The sequence below is a fragment of the Cyclobacterium xiamenense genome (genome assembly GCF_009467825.1).
GTDB lineage: Bacteria > Bacteroidota > Bacteroidia > Cytophagales > Cyclobacteriaceae > Cyclobacterium > Cyclobacterium xiamenense.
Window position 1 is genome coordinate 51565 of sequence record NZ_WIOK01000028.1, and the last position, 17798, is coordinate 69362.

13 protein-coding genes are annotated in these 17798 nt (G+C 49.6%); 7 read left to right on the top strand and 6 right to left on the bottom strand.

Features of this window, described 5'->3' with window-relative positions:
- Positions 1-56: 56 nt before the first annotated feature.
- Positions 57-494: a bactofilin family protein gene (locus GCU44_RS18120; RefSeq protein ID WP_161993971.1), complete on the top strand. Its 438-nt coding sequence runs from the start codon at positions 57-59 to the stop codon at positions 492-494.
- A gap of 28 nt (positions 495-522) precedes the next feature.
- Here GCU44_RS18120 and GCU44_RS18125 read toward each other — a convergent pair whose 3' ends face one another.
- Positions 523-1062 carry a redoxin domain-containing protein gene (locus GCU44_RS18125; RefSeq protein ID WP_154858360.1) on the bottom strand — a complete coding sequence of 180 codons (540 nt, stop codon included), beginning with the start codon at positions 1060-1062 and terminating at the stop codon, positions 523-525.
- A gap of 311 nt (positions 1063-1373) precedes the next feature.
- Between GCU44_RS18125 and GCU44_RS18130 the strand changes: the two genes are divergently transcribed.
- The 4 genes from GCU44_RS18130 to GCU44_RS18145 all read left to right on the top strand — a co-directional run bounded on the left by GCU44_RS18130 (position 1374) and on the right by GCU44_RS18145 (position 5307).
- On the top strand, positions 1374-1883 hold the full coding sequence (locus tag GCU44_RS18130) for a hypothetical protein (protein WP_154858362.1): 510 nt from the start codon (positions 1374-1376) through the stop codon (positions 1881-1883).
- A gap of 54 nt (positions 1884-1937) precedes the next feature.
- Positions 1938-3134 carry an Nramp family divalent metal transporter gene (locus GCU44_RS18135; protein ID WP_092178303.1) on the top strand — a complete coding sequence of 399 codons (1197 nt, stop codon included), beginning with the start codon at positions 1938-1940 and terminating at the stop codon, positions 3132-3134.
- A gap of 81 nt (positions 3135-3215) precedes the next feature.
- Positions 3216-4232 (top strand): NAD-dependent epimerase/dehydratase family protein, encoded by a 1017-nt coding sequence (locus GCU44_RS18140; RefSeq protein WP_154858364.1) that lies wholly within the window; start codon positions 3216-3218, stop codon positions 4230-4232.
- 16 nt (positions 4233-4248) lie between these two features.
- Positions 4249-5307 (top strand): dihydrodipicolinate synthase family protein, encoded by a 1059-nt coding sequence (locus GCU44_RS18145; protein ID WP_154858366.1) that lies wholly within the window; start codon positions 4249-4251, stop codon positions 5305-5307.
- On the opposite strand, the gene GCU44_RS18150 is transcribed toward GCU44_RS18145, so the two are convergent.
- Entirely contained in the window at positions 5304-7112 is a 1809-nt protein-coding gene (locus tag GCU44_RS18150; RefSeq protein ID WP_154858368.1) for an SGNH/GDSL hydrolase family protein, read from the bottom strand. The two genes, GCU44_RS18145 and GCU44_RS18150, sit on opposite strands and share 4 nt — an antisense overlap.
- Positions 7113-7316: 204 nt before the next feature.
- On the opposite strand from GCU44_RS18150, the gene GCU44_RS18155 reads away from it, so the two are divergent.
- Positions 7317-9461: a hypothetical protein gene (locus tag GCU44_RS18155; protein ID WP_241685015.1), complete on the top strand. Its 2145-nt coding sequence runs from the start codon at positions 7317-7319 to the stop codon at positions 9459-9461.
- Positions 9462-9615: 154 nt separating this feature from the next.
- On the opposite strand, the gene GCU44_RS18160 is transcribed toward GCU44_RS18155, so the two are convergent.
- From GCU44_RS18160 to mtaB, 4 genes are all read right to left on the bottom strand, one after another.
- The gene (locus GCU44_RS18160; protein WP_154858370.1) at positions 9616-10320 is read right to left on the bottom strand and encodes a 3-keto-disaccharide hydrolase; all 705 of its coding nucleotides are present in this window, start codon (positions 10318-10320) and stop codon (positions 9616-9618) included.
- 20 nt (positions 10321-10340) lie between these two features.
- Positions 10341-11741 (bottom strand): neutral/alkaline non-lysosomal ceramidase N-terminal domain-containing protein, encoded by a 1401-nt coding sequence (locus GCU44_RS18165; protein ID WP_154858372.1) that lies wholly within the window; start codon positions 11739-11741, stop codon positions 10341-10343.
- Positions 11742-11769: 28 nt separating this feature from the next.
- On the bottom strand, positions 11770-13824 hold the full coding sequence (locus tag GCU44_RS18170) for a BNR-4 repeat-containing protein (RefSeq protein WP_154858373.1): 2055 nt from the start codon (positions 13822-13824) through the stop codon (positions 11770-11772).
- A 134-nt stretch (positions 13825-13958) separates the two neighbouring features.
- Positions 13959-15281 (bottom strand): tRNA (N(6)-L-threonylcarbamoyladenosine(37)-C(2))-methylthiotransferase MtaB, encoded by a 1323-nt coding sequence (mtaB, locus tag GCU44_RS18175; RefSeq protein WP_154858387.1) that lies wholly within the window; start codon positions 15279-15281, stop codon positions 13959-13961.
- Between the two features lie 234 nt (positions 15282-15515).
- Between mtaB and GCU44_RS18180 the strand changes: the two genes are divergently transcribed.
- Positions 15516-17678 carry a glutamine synthetase III family protein gene (locus GCU44_RS18180; RefSeq protein WP_174238270.1) on the top strand — a complete coding sequence of 721 codons (2163 nt, stop codon included), beginning with the start codon at positions 15516-15518 and terminating at the stop codon, positions 17676-17678.
- The last annotated feature ends 120 nt before the right edge of the window (positions 17679-17798 follow it).

Sequence of the window (17798 nt, forward strand, 5' to 3'; positions counted from 1 at the left end):
TTATCAAATTAAAAAATTAAACCATGTGGACCTCAGAAAAAAAATCAAGCCAGTCTATGGCTGAGCCAAGTACAACTTCTTTTTTTGCTCCCGGATTCAGGATGAATGGTGACATAGATTCCAACAACGACGTGCGGGTAGAGGGGATTATCCAGGGAAACCTGACAACTACCAAACGCATCATTATTGGCAAAACCGGGCAGGTTATCGGTAATGTGAAAGGAAGCCAGGTATCGATTATGGGAGAAGTGGTCGGAGAGGTCATCGCCACGGACATCACCGTTATTGGAGAAACAGGAGTTGTCCACGGTACGGTACTAACGAACAAAATCAAAATCGAATCCGGAGCAGAAATAGAGGCCTGCATCAAAAAATACAAAGAAACTCCGGAAACGGAAGCGATTCCGTCCGAGACGAAAAAATTGGATCTCCACAAACGGAAAGAGCACGTATTGCAGCAGTCCGAACTGGCTAAAATCAGCATGGAAAACTGACTCAGCCAGGTGCTCGATCGCCAAGGGATTAATTGTCCCTTAGCGATTGACCAAGTTGCAATGGCTGTTCGGACAGCACCAGTCGGGAGGCTTGCTCAACAATACGGTCCAACGTATCGTTTGTGGCCCGAAAGCCTTCCAGAACTACCCGGGTGCATCCGGTTTTGTCAAGGAAGTAAACCGGGTTCCGTAGCGTTATTTCCTTACCTAAATCCCTTTCAAGACAGGTTTTCACATCGTTTTTAGGCTGGTAGAACACCGGGAAGACCAAATCGTCAGTCAAATAGGAATTGATCCAGTTGATAGCGCGTAGATGCTCGTCGAACGTATTTCTATTGAATCCGATGAGGTGAAAATTCAGTTTTTTAATTTTTTTTAGTGACTGTACCAATTCTTTCCGATTTTCCTTCGTAATAGGGATCATGTCAGAAGGATTGGTAACGACAATGACGCGCTTGTTCTGTATGAGGGATCGGAGATGAACGTTTCCATGATGGGTTTTGACCAAGAGATCCGGAAAAGCAAGGTTCATCTCAAGCCGGGATGGGGTTTGACTTTCTGTTTTCATTGCAGTGGAGGGTTTATAACTTCTTAAAGTAGCATTTTTTTGTAGTAGGAATATACGAAAAAACTATTACTATATTTATGAAAATTAGTACTTTACTTTCAAAAACTGATTAAAATCATAGAATCACCCCATTAATGACGGGTTTGAACGGGTCCATAGGGCTGCCCACGGCTGAGCGCTTCCCTGGCAGATCAGCCTGATACGGGGAACCTTTCGACGTGGCTTCTTCATAAAAGGAGCTTCCCATTAAAAAATAGTACCGGGAAACGAATATATTTTGTACATTCAACCTTTGAAGAAAGTGAAAACCTATGGATTCAGGTACTATATTTTACATCATTGCCATCGTCATTTATTTCATCTATACTTCGTTCATACAGAAGAAACCGGGCAGCCCGGAGGCAAACCCCGAAAAAACCGAAGGCCCACCCCAGAAAAAAACCAGCTTTGAAGACTTATTGCGTGAAATCAGAAACGAACAGGGGCAAAGAGAACGGGATTTGGAGGGTACATCCGAACCTGAACCAGTAAAAACCGCTTCTTCTGCCACCGAAGTCGCGGAGCAAAGGGAAGCAACATACGTCGCACAACAGCAAGAGGCGGAGGGCGCTTACAAAAACCCGTACAGGGACATCAAACAACCTTTGGTGAAGTTGGATGACCAGGTAGACCTGGAAGATGGTAAAAAGATCCTTGGCGAAGTCGTAGATGTGGCGGAGGAATTTCCCGGAACCAGCAAATACGCCAGGTTACTTAAAAACACCTCTTCAGCCCGGGATGCCGTTATTTTGACGGAAATTTTCAACAGGAAACATTTTTGATCCATCCATGCGGATTTTCCTCCTATTGACTTCTGCAAAACCGGTCCTCGCCTCGTGTTAGCCCGATGGTTAAAATCGTTGGGGCCAGGCCTGATTACTGCCGCCCTGGTATTCGGACCGGGCAGCCTGACCATCACTTCCAAATTGGGGGCGGTATACGGATTTGAGCTGTTGTGGGTCATCGTGGTTGCGGTGGTGTTGATGATCACATTTACCGGAATGGGCGCCAGGATCGGCATGGCCTCTGCTGATTCGCTGATCGGATTATTCCGCCAGAAATGGGGCAATCTGGCCGCCTGGGTTGCCGGCTTGGGAATTTTCTTTGTAACGGCCTCTTTTCAGGCAGGAAATACAGTAGGGGCGGGCCTGGCGCTTTCGGAATCACTGGGTAGTTCCAATGCGGTTTGGATCGTACTTATTTCACTACTAGCCATCTCGTTACTTTTTTTCAAGTCCTTTTACCGAATTCTGGAGAAGGTCATGATTTTGATGGTGACCATCATGGTGGTCTCGTTTCTGTTTACCCTGGTTTTGGCGCCTCCTTCTTTTGCCGATGTATACTCCGGATTGGATCCAACGATCCCTACTGGATCCTTTATATTGGTGATTGCGCTGGTGGCGTCGAGTTTTTCCATAGCGGGTGCTTTCTATCAATCGTACCTGGTTCAGGAAAAGGGCTGGAAGAAATCCCAGAAGGGAGATGCGCTGCGAGAGAGCTTTACGGGGATTGTAATTTTGGGCCTTATTTCTTCACTGATCCTTTTGAGTGCAGCCACCATTTTATATCCGCAAGGAATTACCGTGGCCTCGGCTGCAGATATGGGCATGGCGTTGGAGCCGGTGTATGGGAAGTTTTCCTTCATGGTATTCATGATCGGCTTATTTGGAGCCTCTTTTTCGTCCTTGTTGGGCAATGCCACCATCGGGGGTACCTTGCTAGCAGATGCCCTTTCCCTGGGAAGGGACCTCAATAGCATTCCGGTGAAACTCCTGATCACGTTGATTGTGGTAATCGGCGCCGCTGTAGCACTGATATTTGGTAGATTGCCACTCGAACTGATCGTATTTGCCCAGGGAATTACCATTTTTGCGGTTCCATTTATTGGCCTGGGAATCTTTCTGATTGGAAACGACAAAAAAATAATGGGAAGCTTGAAGAATAAAGTTGGGTCGCAGATCTTGGGGTTGGTGGGTTTATTGGTCCTTTTAACGCTTGCGATTAGCAACGCCTACGTTTTGTTTCTTCAATAAATCTCCTTCATTTTACCACTATTGTGGGCCCTTTGCTGCCACAGCGCTGGGTGCAGTCAAACTAACGGAAACGATACATGTATGAAAACCATCGCAGAACTCGAAGAAAAACTAAGCAGGCCTTCCCGGGAATTGGTGAAGGATATCGGTAAGATCGAAGGAGATATTTTGTTGCTGGGCGTGGCCGGAAAAATGGGACCAAGTTTGGCAAGACTCTTGGTCCGGGCCATTCAGGAGGCTGGTATCCAAAAGGAGGTAATTGGCGTATCGCGCTTTTCGGACCAACGTATGAAAAACGAACTGGAAAACGAAGGCGTGCGTTGCGTTCAGGCAGACCTGCTGGATGATGCGGCCTTGCAGGACCTGCCGTTTGCCGAAAACCTGATTTACCTCGCCGGAAAAAAATTCGGTACTTCTGCAGACGCGTCCACCACCTGGGCGATGAATGCGTACCTTCCCGGCAGGGTCTCGGAAAAGTTCCGAAAATCCCGTATGGTGGTTTTTTCCAGCGGTAACGTCTACCCCTTTGTGCCGTGTGCCTCCGGGGGTGCGACGGAAGATACGCCACCGGATCCACTGGGAGATTATGCCCAATCTTGCTTGGGCCGGGAACGGATTTTTCAGTACTTTAGCCATCGGTACCAGATACCCATGCTCATTTACCGGTTGAACTATGCGATCGACATGCGGTATGGCAACCTTCTTGAAATTGGCAAAATGGTGCAGGAAGGGAAAGCCATTGATCTGCGAACGGGCCATATGAATGTGATCTGGCAGGGAGATGCAAACGAAGTCGCCATCCGGTCCCTGCTACATACGAGCTGTCCACCCAAATTGCTAAACGTGACCGGACCGGAGACCGTTAGCATTCAACAGGTGGCCGAAAAATTTGGCGAATTGATGAATACCCGCCCCCAATTTGTGAACGAGCCGGAGCAGTTTGCACTGCTCAGCAACGCTTCCCGCAGTCACCGGATGTTTGGATACCCGCGTGTTTCCCTGCTTGAGATGATTGAATTGACAGCCGAATGGATTCTAAGCGGCGGACCGACGCTGGACAAACCCACCCATTTTCAGGAACGAGAAGGAAAATTTTAATGAACAACGGTATCAGATGAATGCATTGCTAGAAAAACACCTGCAGGAGGGGACGGTTATTCCTGCGCATCCCCTTGCCTTAACCGCACAGCGAAAACTGGACGAACCACACCAACGGGCACTGACCCGCTACTACATCGCTTCCGGGGCAGGAGGAATTGCTGTCGGCGTACATAGCACACAATTTGAAATTCGCGATAAAAAATACGGCTTGTTACGACCGGTTTTGAAAATGGCCATGGAAGAGGTGGAGCAAGCCGCCCTACACCGGCCTTTTCTTAAAGTAGCAGGCATCGTGGGGGGAACCGAGCAAGCGCTGCAGGAAGCTTCGCTGGCCCGAGACCTGGGCTACGACATGGGCCTCCTCAGTGCCGGAGGATTGGGAGATTGGTCCGAAAAAAAATTAATCAAGCGAGCCGAAAAGGTGGCAGAGCTTATTCCTCTTTTTGGTTTCTACCTGCAACCCTCTGCCGGTGGCAGGCTGCTGAGCTATGATTTTTGGAGGGATTTTGCGCAAATCCCCCATGTAAAGGCCATAAAAATGGCGCCGTTTAACCGGTACCAGACATTGGACGTGGTTCGGGCCGTTTGTGCATCCGGACGTCCGGAGCAAATCGCGCTCTATACCGGGAATGATGACAACATTGTCGCGGACCTACTGACCACGTTCACGCTTTTGGTTCATGGGCAGCAGGTATCAAAACGAATCGTTGGCGGATTGCTCGGGCATTGGGCGGTGTGGACGTCCGAAGCGGTAAACTTGTTGAAAAAAATTAAACATTGCCTAAAAAACGACGGAAACGGCATGGGAGCGCTACTTACTCAGGGTGTCCAAATTACTGACGCCAATGCAGCGATTTTTGATCCCAGTCACCAGTTTAAGGGCTGTATATCGGGCATACATGAAGTGTTGCGCAGGCAAGGCTTGCTGCAGGGAACCTGGTGTCTCAACCCGGAGGAGCAACTCTCTCCGGGACAATTGGAGGAAATCAACCGCGTGTGTGCGGATTATCCCTGGCTAACCGACGACCGCTTTGTCAGGGAAAACCTGGATCGATTCATGCACGCGTCTTAGGGCACGAGGTAATACTCAAAAAATGAATAGATTATTTCGTTGGATTCAGGGGTAGGTGCATGCGTGGGACGGTTGCTCATGCCTACCCGGTTTTCGGTTTCATAAAAACCATTCGCCCGCAAGCTGTAATTCAGCGGTACCCATCGGTTTTCCGGATCCTCCGAGCCACCAGACACCAGAAATGGTCTGGGTGCCATCAGCACGTGCAACTCGTGCAGGTTCATATCGGCTTCCAGAAGTTTGGTATACAAGCCCCTCGCAGGATTTTCTTCCGTAGGAATACCCCGTTCCCGCCAGGGTTTGGGATGGTATCCGAGGTACCAGGGTTCCCAGTAGTTGACGCTTGGTTTGTCTTCCTCAAAAACTATCCCCGGATCGGACCAGGCAGCCGCTGCGAAGTTTTCAAAAAGGCAGGAGGCAAACATGGCCCACTTTCCTCCATAGGAATGCCCGGTGATGCCGATTCGCTTTTCATCCACCTCGGGCATCTGTGCGAGCAGGTGCCAGGCATTGCCCGCAGCGTAGGCCAAAAGGGACAATGGCTGCACGCTGGCGCTGTCGATGTGCGGGTAGTACAGGGAATACGTTTCGTTTTCGGTAGTTTCCGTGGTTCCCAGAGAAAGGGTAACAAATCCCCTTTTTGCAAGCTGTGCGGCGAAGTCACGGTTTGGTTTTCCCTTCCCGATAGCCGTTTCGGGTTCGTAGTACACCGTGACCACTGCAGGGTTGTTTTTGGCTCCGTAGGGAAGCAACAGGTACCCTTCGGTCAGCTGTCCAGGTACCCATTCGAACCGAACTTTCCGTTGCACATAGTCTTCGGTATTTTCGGTTTCCAATACTTCAAAGGTGGGATTGGTAATCATGGCGGGCCATTTCCCCATCATCCCATGCCATTTGTCCCGAATTTCTTTTCTACGTTCCTTCCAGTCGGCCAGGTCCTCAACGGAGCTGCCATCGTTGAAAACAAAGGGATCAGAAAAATCACCTTCCAGCTCCTCGTACTCGTAGGGAATGGAAAAATAGGGCGCCAATTCATCCCATTGAATCATTTTTTTTAGGTAGGCTGGGAAGGTCTGTCCCTGGCTGGTGCCACTCCCTTCCACGCCCTGACCAAAAGTAATGCTATCGCCAAAGAAAACCAGGCGCTTTTTGTTGGCTATTTTTCCCGTGGCGACGAGGAAGTTAAAAATCTGTTCGGCGATGAGACGGTTGCCCGCGCTGGTAGGATGGACGCCATCCGGTATTCCGGAATTTGCCACATTCATGATGAGTGAGCTTTTTCCCGGATTGGGAGATTCCCGTTCGATAAACTTCTGGTAAAGATCGATCAGGGGTAACCCGTTTTGCCTGGCCAAATCGGCAATAATGTCATTAGCTGTTCGGATTTTCGTAAGCGGTGGGGCGTCAAAAAAGGAAAGTTCATACCGGCTGGAAATGGCATTGGTATCGACCGGCGTGAGGTTAAGTAAGACGGTCTCGATTCCGGCATTTTTAAGTCGTGTGATGAGCTGTTGGTAGGATTTTCTGAAGGTTCCATAATCCAAAAATTTATGCAAGTTGATCATGTCGTGCATGCCTACCATGATAAAAACCATTTCGGGATTTTCGCTCAGCACGTCTCGGTCTAGCCGGGCCAATAGGTCCATGGAGTTATTGCTTCCAGCACCTTTGTTGAGAATGCTCCAGGATGCTTCTTTTGCGGTCGTTTCCCGCTGGATAGAATCTTTTGCCAGTTTAGCGCTTGCAAAGGCTGCATTCCCGCCTGCAAAAAAAAGGATCCACGCGATGATTATTTTGAAATGCATTTTATGTTATTTAAAGAATATTTTTTTAAATCTAAGAATTTTCAATCTTTTTCACTATACCTGCGCCAACAATTCTTTTTGGTAGCTAAACAATTGTTGGTCAATGTTTTATAATTTGTAGTTTTTCAAGGAATAATACAATTTATTCGTTCTGAAATAGGTTTCAGATTTGCCCGTTATGGCGTATCTTGCCCGAGTAAAGAAATGAACGTTTACTATATGGGTAAGAGATGCATGCTGGCACTGCTGGCAATCGGATTGGCCTGCGCAACGGTCGCGGGAAAAACCGTTTATGTGGTTGGTAAAGCGGAAAATGACTTGGTGCTATGGCTTTCATCCGAAGGGTTTCAGGTTGAATTTTTCCGAGATACCCAGTCCGCCATGGAAGAAATTCCGGCAGCTTCCACCCTGCTGGTGCTGGCGGACGCCTATCCGGTAGAGAAGGTGCCGGTTCCCGGCGATTTTTATCGGGTGATGGACGAAAAAAATATCCGCTACTACATCGAGTTTCCGCAGCGGGCACCCGGCCTCATCGGGGAGGGAAAGGTATTGCATAACCGACTGGAACGGGCCGTGGTGGCCGGAAATCATTTTGGCACCAAGCTTCCCGCTCTGCGCATATTGGGCATCAATGACTGCCACCTAATTGCGGCGGAGGCGTCCGATCCGCTGTTGGTTTTGGCGAAGGTAGCCGGCCTGGATACGGCACCCTATGGACTGTCTGGCGTGCCTGTCCATCCCCTGTTGGTGAAGAAAGACGCCGGATACATCGCGCTGACCAAACTCTCCGACTTTGCCAAAGGCCGATACGGACCGCAAGCACACTGGCAGGAAGTCTGGGCGCACCTGATCGGACAGCTTACCGGTACCTGGGATTTAACCTTCGCCGGTTGGCCCCGTTACTTGAAGCCCGCTTTTGGAGAAGGCGAGGCGGTTACCCTTGCGGACAAGGAAAACAGCGTCGACCGGGGAGTGGCATGGTTTGCCAAGGGGAAATTTTACATTCACGAAGATTGGAAGGAACGTTGGTTAAGGTATCAATCCGATGGTACCAACCCGGTAGGGCCTCCGGTTCCACGCGACTTTCCGGTCGGTGATGGCAGTGAAGGACTTTTAGAGGGACATTCCTCCACCATTTACTACGATGGCAGCCAACAATACCGCTATTGGATCCGAGCGGATGTGCAAGGGGAAGGGGCATTTGCCCTCTCGGCGGCCGGTCGTCTGCTGGATGAACCGGATCATTTTTCCACCGCCGAAAACCTGGTCGATTTTATTTTCCGGGAAAACCTTCGCAACGGTCCCAGAAATCAGCCAGACTCGGCGGCATTTGGCCTGATCGGATGGTCGCATACGCACCCCCATGTCTATTATGGAGACGATAACGCCCGGGCCGTTTTGGGAATTCTGGGTGCCATGGCCTTTATGGAACGGGATACCTGGAACCAGGAAATGACCGAAGCCATCCTGGCAAATTTTCGAACCTCTGGCAAGAATGGGTTTCGCAGCAACCGTATTGAAAACCGGGACCTGCAACGGCAAGGCTGGAAACATTACTGGAACCGGGACATTGTCAATCCTGCCCCGCATTTTGAATCCTGGATGTGGGCCCTGTATCTCTGGCTGTACGACAAAACCGGGTACGAACCGCTCTTGGAGAAAGCAAAAACAGCCATTAAAATTACCATGGATGCCTATCCGGAGGACTGGCTGTGGACCAATGGCATCCAACAGGAAAGGGCCCGGATGATTTTGCCGCTGGCATGGCTGGTTCGTATCGAGGACCGTCCGGAACACCGGGCCTGGCTGGATCGGGTGGTGAGCAAATTGCTGGATAATCAGGTAGAAAGCGGAGCTATTCGGGAAGAATTGGGTGGGAACGACAAAGGAAGGTACGGCCGCACCAAATCAAACGAGGCCTATGGACTGCATGAGGCGCCGCTGATTTTCGAAAACGGAGACCCCATTGCCGACATGTTGTATACGAGTAACTTTGCTTTTTTCAGTTTGAACGAGGCTGCGCACGCAACTGGAAATCCCCGGTACCAGGAAGCCGTGGGCAGGTTATCGGATTTCCTGACCCGTATACAGGTGAAAAGCGAACGTTTTGCCGACCTGGACGGGGCCTGGTTCCGCGCTTTCGATTACAACCGCTGGGAATACTGGGCTTCCAATGCCGATGTGGGCTGGGGAGCCTGGGGTACCCTTAGCGGCTGGACACAAAGCTGGATCGTTGCTACGCAGGTATTGGTACTGACCGATCAGAGCTACTGGGACCTGACCGGCGATTCCAAAATACATCGGCACATGGAAGGCCGGCTGGAACGGATGTTAGAGGATTACAAATAGACCATCGACCGTATAGGCTCACCCTTCCCGCACCTTTCGGCAGAGATACCTGTATGCGGTGCAGGACGAGCACCCGTACTTCTGGGCAAGACGCGGCGGTTTTTCATCCAAGGTAGCTTTCCCGGCAATAACGCCTGGAAAACGCATTCCTCGCTTATAACTTCTTGATTTGTATGTTGCGGAAGTACACCTTGTCTCCATGATCGGTCAGTAGAATGTGGCCTTCTTCCAGCTCCCCGTATCGGGCATCGTCTTTAAACTTGTTTTCGTTCTTTTTTTCAAGAAAATCTTTGCTGCCCCGCTTGTAGCTGAGCACTTTTTTACCATTTAGCCAGTGCGATACATTCTGGCCTTTTGCCACAATTTTGCCCGTATTCCATTCTCCGTGGGGGTGAAGGGTTTTGTTTTTCGGCGGGTAAAACAAGTAGGCGGCGGCCGTGGAACTGAGCCCGTTGGGATCTTCTTTGATGCCTGGGTAGTTGTAATCGTCGATGATCTGGTATTCCGGACCATTTACCATCATTTTCCCCGTCGTTTCCTTATACAGGGTATCGACAAAATATTTGATGCCACTATTGGCGCCCTCGGTGAGTTTGAATTCAAAAATCACTTCAAAGTCACCGAATTTTTCTTTTGTCAAAACATCTCCTCCACCGGATGACTCCAGAAAAAGCATGCCGTCTGCTATTTTCCACCCTTTTTCAGGAAAATTGAGCGATTGTTTGCCCCGCCATTTTTCTACGGATTTCCCGTCAAATAAAACCTCGTAACCGTCAGCCTGGGCTAATGTCCGGGAAACTCCCGGTAGTAGCAGGCAGAGTAGAAGCAATAGCAGGGGGATCTTGGTTCGTTGTAGCATAGAATGGTATTTTTTATGGTTTAAGGATTAGTTGGACGCATCGTCGGATCGATTTGTTGTGCCAATTGGTCAAAGGAGGCTAGAATCTGTTCTTCCAGCCCGGGTTTCCAGGTATTGTGCAGCCCATAGACCATTTGGGAGGAATAGCCCTCGTAGCCCCCTTCGCGGAGGATGGTTTCCGTGGGAATGTAGGCCATCACGTCGTTGCTATAAGACAGCACGAAGGCAGCGATACCGTACCGGGCTTTCAGTCGGTTGGCGTATCCGATGGTAGCCTCTCCCCCCATGGAGAATAGCAGCTGGTCTCCCAATGCCCAAATTTGGATGGGAAAGGGATAGGTAGCAGCTGGACGGATACCCTGCCTTTGTTCGAAGAGCATTCGTTCGGCCCATTGTTTCATGTATCCACTTTTGTTGGAGGCCATTTTCTCTAACGTTTTTGGACTCATGGGATCGTTCAAGGCTAGATCAACTTCCTGGTAGGCGTAGCGTAGCTTCGGTTCCAGGGGCTGCATTTCTTCTTCCAGCACCCGCTCTACTGCTGCTGCCAGTTCCTTGCCGTATTGTTTTGCCAGGGGTAAGGTCCGCCTTGGGAGCGGATTTTGATCTCCGGCGGCACCCTGAAAAAACAGCGCCATGGCTCCCGGATGATTTTTTTCCAATTCCTCCTGCGCGTACCCCGGAAAATCCGCCGACCAAAAATAGCTGCTTAATACCGTAGGGTGGCAGGCATATCCAAAGGCAACCGCCGTCACCCGGTCCTGCAAATCGGTAACTTTGATCACCGGTACCGCATGGTCTATCGGGCCTTTAAGCTCGGTCAGCAAGTGAATATCGCTTTCCTTGTTATTCCGTCGGTTTACCTGAAACCGAGCCGTGCCGTTGCCTGCGTAAACCCGGGAGGCTTGCATGCGTTGCAGTGCATTTCCGACACTTTCGACAATATCCGCTTCCAATTGCTTGCTGTAGGCCTCCACCTCAGCCCGTTGCTGCGCATTCAGTGGGTAGATATCAAACAGAGCGGCCGCGAGCACCGGCCCGGAGTGGGTGTGTGAACTGTTGAGTATCACCTGAGATTTACTCAAGCCATATTTTTGAAATATGGCAGTGCGGATCGTTTCAGACATCTTTTTTGGAAAGCCAAGCAGATCAGAGGTCAGCAGCACCGACTGGTTTCCCTCCGGATCTTCAAATGCAAGCACTTTTATCCAAAGCTCGCTATAGGTTCCCTGGGCGGGTTGATCCCTGTGGGCGTAGCCAGCCATCCACAAGCGATCTTTTGGGGTGATTTGGAACTTGTCGGTTCCGGTTTTCCATACCGGGCCGTTTTGCCCGTAGCAAGAAAACACGGCGCCGGCAAAGAAAAAAAGCAGGCCTAAAATCGAGATGGGAGTAATGGATAGAGCGAATGATGGGTGCATGGGTTGGTGGTTTGAGGCAATAGCCTGGTTAATCTAGTGTCCAGCGGATGGCATTTTTCAGTAGCTGTAGAAATTGGGGATGGGTAAAGTCTGTAGGATAGCCCAGCGAGGTATAAAACACCCTGCTTTTTCCGGCTTTTCGCGTATAGGCGATGGCGTTGGATTGGCCGGAAGAGCTCCCATTCAGGAGTACTTCTGCTTTTGGGTCGAGGCTGTAGCCAATTAGGTACAGGTTGCCGTCGCTCGTCCAGGGATGGGAGGAAAGGCCTTCCAGAAGGCGCTTGCCCGGCTTTTTTGCGTAGGCAACGGTGGTTTTGACAGTGGCTGGCCCGTATCCCTTATTTTCATGGCCCAATACCTCGGGAACAAAGTCCCACCAGTCTTCGTAGCCGGGAGCGATTTCCTCGCGTACCGAAAAGGCATGGTTTGCTGTTCGGATTCCCAGGACCGGTTTACCTTCTTGCAGGTGCTTTTTAATCAAGCCCAGCTGTTCGGGGGAAAGCGCCACCCGACGCAGGAATAGCACCAGCAAATCGCTGTTCTTGATGCGTTCCAGATCGGGCAGGTGAAAAGCCGTCCGTTCCCCTTGTCCAAGAATTACCTCCGTTTGGTACCCATTCTCTTTGGCTAATTTCATCGAAAAGTAAGGGACGGTGAGATCCGCTTCGTAATTATCCGGGTCTTTGCTAATTAAAAAGGTGACTTTTTTCCCCTGGTCGGCGGTCCTGGTGTCGGGGTTTGGCAGGATTTTACCGTAGACCTTTAGTCGATAGTCCCGGTAGGTCGTGTACCTGCCCGAAAGCCAAAGAACGACTTCTTTGTCAGGGTCTGCAAGTACGATCGGCCGAATATTATCTTCGGAGGAGCCAAAGGTAACCGGGCTAAAATACCAGGGTTCTCCGGCTTCCCTACGCTCTGCACGAAAGATCTCGTACCGTTGGGAACCGTTTACCAGGAGAGGTTCTCCGCTTACCGGGTGCACGTCGGAGGAGAAGTAAAACACCGACTTATTGGTCGGGTGAAGGCTTATCAACCCGGTATACTCATTTTCTCCAGGATACAGCCTACTTCCAGCATAAGCCACCTCCGAAGCCACCCATTCACGTCCGTTCCATTCCGCATAATGGTAGCGGTGATCAAATCCTCCCAGGGCGGTATTTCGCGTTTCCCCCCGGGTGATCGGGTCTTTGGTGACTGAAAAGACGAAAAAAGGCATGCCCCGATCATCCAGTTGAATATCGCTGGTCCAGGACACGTCTGTACGTGTTTCCAAGTCCCCGTCGTACACCAAGGTAAAGTCGGAGGGTTTAAGCGAACTGTTTTCGGTCGTACTTAGCGGCCCCACCAGCGTTCCATCGGAACGATAAGCTTGTCCGTTTTCCAGATAGCCATGGTAAATGTTGTTGTTGAAATGGCGCGGGTGTCCATCGGTGGTGATAAAGTGGATTCGGCTTTTTCCATCCGACGCGTATTTGAGGTAGGATCGCCCGGGGAATTCAAAAAGGCGTCCGCCAACTACCCAACTATCGCCGTAATCTTCAGAAACCAGGTAGTGGGGATTATTTTCATTTCCTCGAAAAAAATTGTACGTTTTGTCTTCATCTTCCAGGTAATACAGGTTGGAATAACATACCCGGCCATTTGTTGGTACGACGGATTCCTCCTCCCAGGCTCGGATATCGTAGGGTCGGGTGGTGCTTCGGTACCGTACCAGGCTGTCGATGCTATGTCCGGCATAGGCGGTAAGTATTTTTCCATCCGGTCGCAGCATCAATGCGGCCACATTGTGGTCGTCGGGGGGGAGGGTACCTTCGGTCAATACGTGGCTGGTGATCTGTTGGGTGGACAATTCCCACTCGGTCACTGTATTGTGCCCGGCCGAGGTGACCCCGGTAAAGATGACCTTGTCATCGATCAGCAAGGCGCGTTCATCCTGAAACCAACACCAGCTGCCGTCCTCCGAAAGCAAAATGGGCCCGTACGGGTCAGTTTGCTTCGCTGTAGGATTTTGGGCGGACGAAAGGGAGGCGCCGGCCATTACAAAAGTCAGTACACAATAAAACCAATATCGGGGAGCTATCATGGGAAACAGGGGATCATACAATCAACGATTAATTGATTCAATTTAAGCGATATTGGTTAATCTGCCAGTAGAAAAGGGATAAAATTAGCAATTATCCTGACTACTGGTAGGAAGCGAAGGAAAAGGGGAGAAGGTCAGCCGTGTACGTGAACCTCGTGTTCGGGCTCCCATACCTCTACCGTACCTTTTTCGTTGATTTCGGTCAGCGTGACGGTTTTTATTTCATTGATCAAAACCGGATCGTATTTTGCCCGAACCCGGATGTAATTTTCCGTAAATCCATGCATCTTTCCATCCTCTATGTCTTCTTCGAAAAGTACCTGGAACGTTTTGCCCAAATTCTCCTCGTAAAAGGCCCTTTTTTTCTTTTCCGAAAGGATTCGCAGCATTTTAGACCGTTGGTTTCGGACGTTCATGGGCACTACATCTTCCATTTCGGCAGCCCGGGTATTTGCTCGTTCCGAAAAGGTAAACACGTGCAGGTAGGAGACTGGCAGGTTTTTCAAAAATTCATAGGTTTCCAGGAAACGCTCCTCGGTCTCTCCCGGAAAACCCACGATCACATCGGCTCCTATGCTACAATGGGGCATAAGGGTTTTGATTTTTTCCACCCGATCCTGGTACAACTCCCGTAGGTACCTGCGGCCCATCTTTCGCAGCAGGGTATTGCTTCCGGATTGAAGGGGAATGTGGAAATGGGGCACAAATCGCTCCGAAGAGGCCACAAAAGAAATGGCCTCGTTGGTCAGCAGGTTTGGCTCGATGGAGGAAATGCGAAATCGATCGATTCCGCTGACTTTATCCAATGCCCGGATCAAGTCGATGAAATGCTCCTTTCGTTTCCCATCTTGGATGCCAAAATCACCGATATTCACTCCGGTTAGTACCACTTCCTTTACTTCCGTCGCGGCAATCTGCCGCGCAGATTCGAGCACGTTGTCGATACGCTCACTTCTGCTTTTTCCACGTGCCAGAGGAATGGTGCAAAAGGCACAACCGTAATTGCATCCGTCCTGAACTTTGAGAAACGTACGGGTTCGGTCGTGCATGCTGAATGCCTGATGAAATTCCTGCGCCTCTTGTATGCCGGAAGCAAAAACCCGGGCCTCTTGCTGTACCGAAAAATCATCCAACAATTCCAGGAGTCGAAATTTTTCCGCGGCTCCCAAAACGGCATCCACGCCCGAAATTTCGGAAATTTCCTTTGGTTTTAGCTGGGCATAACAGCCAATAATGGCTACGAAGCCGTTAGGAGAAATCTTTTTCGCCTCCCGCACCAGTTTTTTACATTTTTTGTCTGCGTTTTCCGTAACCGAACAGGTATTGATAATGAAAATATCCGGGCGTTCGTCGAAGGATACCTTTAGATACCCCTTCTGCTCAAACATCCTGCTGATTGTGGAGGTTTCCGCGTAGTTTAACTTACAACCTAGCGTATAAAATGCTACTTTTTTCAAACCGATGGTGTTTTTTTCGTAGGCTGCAAAGTTAGTGAATTGAATCGAGTTTTCCATTTTTGTAAAAAATCTCATCCAATGCGATTTTTCGCACCGTTTTGATGGATATTCGGTCGTATTTTGTTGCCAAAAGTGTAAAAATAACGCGCAACACCTCTAATTCTTACCAATTATAGTAAAGATTCATTTATTTTTCTACATTTGTACGTAGTTTTTAAACCATAAACTCTAACAATGGCAACACTAAGACAACAAGCATTAATGAAGGTTCAGGGCAGGCCAAAGGTTGCTGCGGTCGCTCCTTCCTTAAAGATTTCCGACTACTTCGGATCGCAGGTTTTTGGCTTGAAAGAAATGCAGGAAACTCTGGCAAGTCCTGTATTTAAAAAAGTCAGCACGGCTATCGAAAAAGGAACCAAAATAGACATGTCCACCGCCGACGAGATCGCCACTGCGGTAAAAAGCTGGGCATTGTCCAAAGGTGCCACCCATTACACCCACTGGTTTCAGCCCCTTACCGGTTCCACTGCTGAAAAGCACGATACGTTCTTCGATGCCCTCTCCGGCATGGAAAAATTCAAGGGAAGCGCGCTGGTCCAGCAAGAGCCGGATGCATCTTCATTCCCTAGTGGAGGCATTCGGACTACCTTCGAAGCCCGTGGTTACACGGCATGGGATCCCAGTTCCCCCATCTTCATTTTCGATCAGACGCTTTGTATTCCAACCATTTTTGTTTCTTTCACAGGCGAAGCCCTGGATTTTAAGACCCCCCTCATTAGATCGACCGAAGCAATTAACAATGCAGCTGTCGATATTTGCCAGTATTTCGATCGGAATGTAAGAAAAGTAAACCCTTCGTTGGGAGTAGAGCAGGAATACTTTGTCATTGATCGGGCATTGTACGCCACCCGGCCCGACCTGGTAATGGCTGGAAGGACCGTATTCGGTCACAATCCCGCCAGAGGCCAGCAGTTGGACGATCATTATTTCGGTTCCATTCCTTCCCGCGTGAAGGAATACATGAAGGATTTTGAAATCGAAGCCCTGAAATTAGGCATCCCGGTTTCTACCCGTCACAACGAGGTAGCACCCGGACAATTTGAAGTGGCTCCCTTGTTTGAAGACATCAATAAGGCCACCGATCACAACCTGCTCCTAATGGATGTGATGGAAAAAGTGGCTGAAAAGCATGGGCTGAAGGTATTGTTTCACGAAAAACCTTTCGCCGGTCTAAACGGTAGCGGTAAGCACAACAACTGGTCGCTGATCACCGACACGGGTGTAAACCTCTTCCAACCCAGCAATTCCGCCCGGGAAAACCTGCAATTCCTGTGCTTCCTGGTGGCCACGCTAAAGGCTGTTTACAAAAATGCGGACTTGCTGCGTGCCAGCATCGCCTCCGCTGGAAACGACTTCCGATTGGGAGCGAACGAAGCTCCTCCCGCCATTATCTCCGTATTCCTGGGATCCACCCTTACCGGTATCCTGGACGAGTTGGAGAAAAACGGGAACATCAAGATCGAAAAGGGAGACAATATGTACATGAAGCTGGGTATTTCCAAAATCCCGGAAATCATATTGGACAATACGGATCGTAACCGTACTTCTCCTTTCGCCTTCACCGGAAACAAGTTTGAATTCCGTGCTGTAGGATCCAGTGCCAATCCGGCCGGTCCAATGACTGCGTTGAATGTAATCGTGGCCGATGTCCTGAAGGAGATGAAAAAAGACATCGACAAAGAGATCGATGCAGGCAAGGAAAAGAAAATTGCCATCGTGGATGTGCTGAGAAAATACATCAAGGAAAGCAAAAAAGTCAGGTTCGAAGGCGACGGATACTCCGAAGAGTGGGAGAAAGAAGCCGAGAAGCGTGGACTCTCCAACTTGAAAAGTACGGCAGATGCACTGGACGTCTTGCTGTCCAAGCAGGTAGCCGATCTTTACAAACGACACAATGTTTTGAACGAGAAAGAGCTGCATGCCCGTCACGAAATCCGACTGGAAAATTACGTGATGAAGGTACAGATCGAATCTCGGGTAATGGGTGACCTGGCGCTGAATCACATCATCCCCACCGCCATTCTGTACCAAAACAAGCTCATAGTTAATGCAAATGGCTTGAAAGGTTTGGGACTGGATCACCGCGCGGCGATTGAGACCATCGAAGAAATTTCCAAACACATTGAATCGCTTAAGTCCAACGTCAGCAACATGATCGAAGCACGAAAGCGGGTGAACAAAGTGGAAGATATTTCGGAAAAAGCCAAGCTTTACAGTACCGATGTAAAAGATGCCTTCTTTGATAAGATCCGGTATGCTGTTGATAAGCTGGAACTACTTGTAGATGACGAGTCCTGGCCGTTGACTAAATACCGGGAAATGTTATTTCTAAAATAAACACAGGCGAAGCCCGTGAACGAAGAGGCTGTCCGAAAAGGGCAGCCTTTTTTATGCGGCTATTTTTCCCGAATATTCGGAAAAGTTTGAATCTCCACTATTTGGTGGCACTGATAAACT

Coding starts and splice junctions, on each gene's coding strand:
- GCU44_RS18145 (WP_154858366.1), top strand. CDS start 4,249: ATGAATGCATTGCTAGAAAAACACCTGCAGGAGGGGACGGTTATTCCT.
- GCU44_RS18165 (WP_154858372.1), bottom strand. CDS start 11,741: ATGCACCCATCATTCGCTCTATCCATTACTCCCATCTCGATTTTAGGC.
- GCU44_RS18140 (WP_154858364.1), top strand. CDS start 3,216: ATGAAAACCATCGCAGAACTCGAAGAAAAACTAAGCAGGCCTTCCCGG.
- GCU44_RS18125 (WP_154858360.1), bottom strand. CDS start 1,062: ATGAAAACAGAAAGTCAAACCCCATCCCGGCTTGAGATGAACCTTGCT.
- GCU44_RS18150 (WP_154858368.1), bottom strand. CDS start 7,112: ATGCATTTCAAAATAATCATCGCGTGGATCCTTTTTTTTGCAGGCGGG.
- GCU44_RS18155 (WP_241685015.1), top strand. CDS start 7,317: ATGAACGTTTACTATATGGGTAAGAGATGCATGCTGGCACTGCTGGCA.
- GCU44_RS18130 (WP_154858362.1), top strand. CDS start 1,374: ATGGATTCAGGTACTATATTTTACATCATTGCCATCGTCATTTATTTC.
- GCU44_RS18120 (WP_161993971.1), top strand. CDS start 57: ATGGCTGAGCCAAGTACAACTTCTTTTTTTGCTCCCGGATTCAGGATG.
- GCU44_RS18160 (WP_154858370.1), bottom strand. CDS start 10,320: ATGCTACAACGAACCAAGATCCCCCTGCTATTGCTTCTACTCTGCCTG.
- GCU44_RS18180 (WP_174238270.1), top strand. CDS start 15,516: ATGGCAACACTAAGACAACAAGCATTAATGAAGGTTCAGGGCAGGCCA.
- GCU44_RS18170 (WP_154858373.1), bottom strand. CDS start 13,824: ATGATAGCTCCCCGATATTGGTTTTATTGTGTACTGACTTTTGTAATG.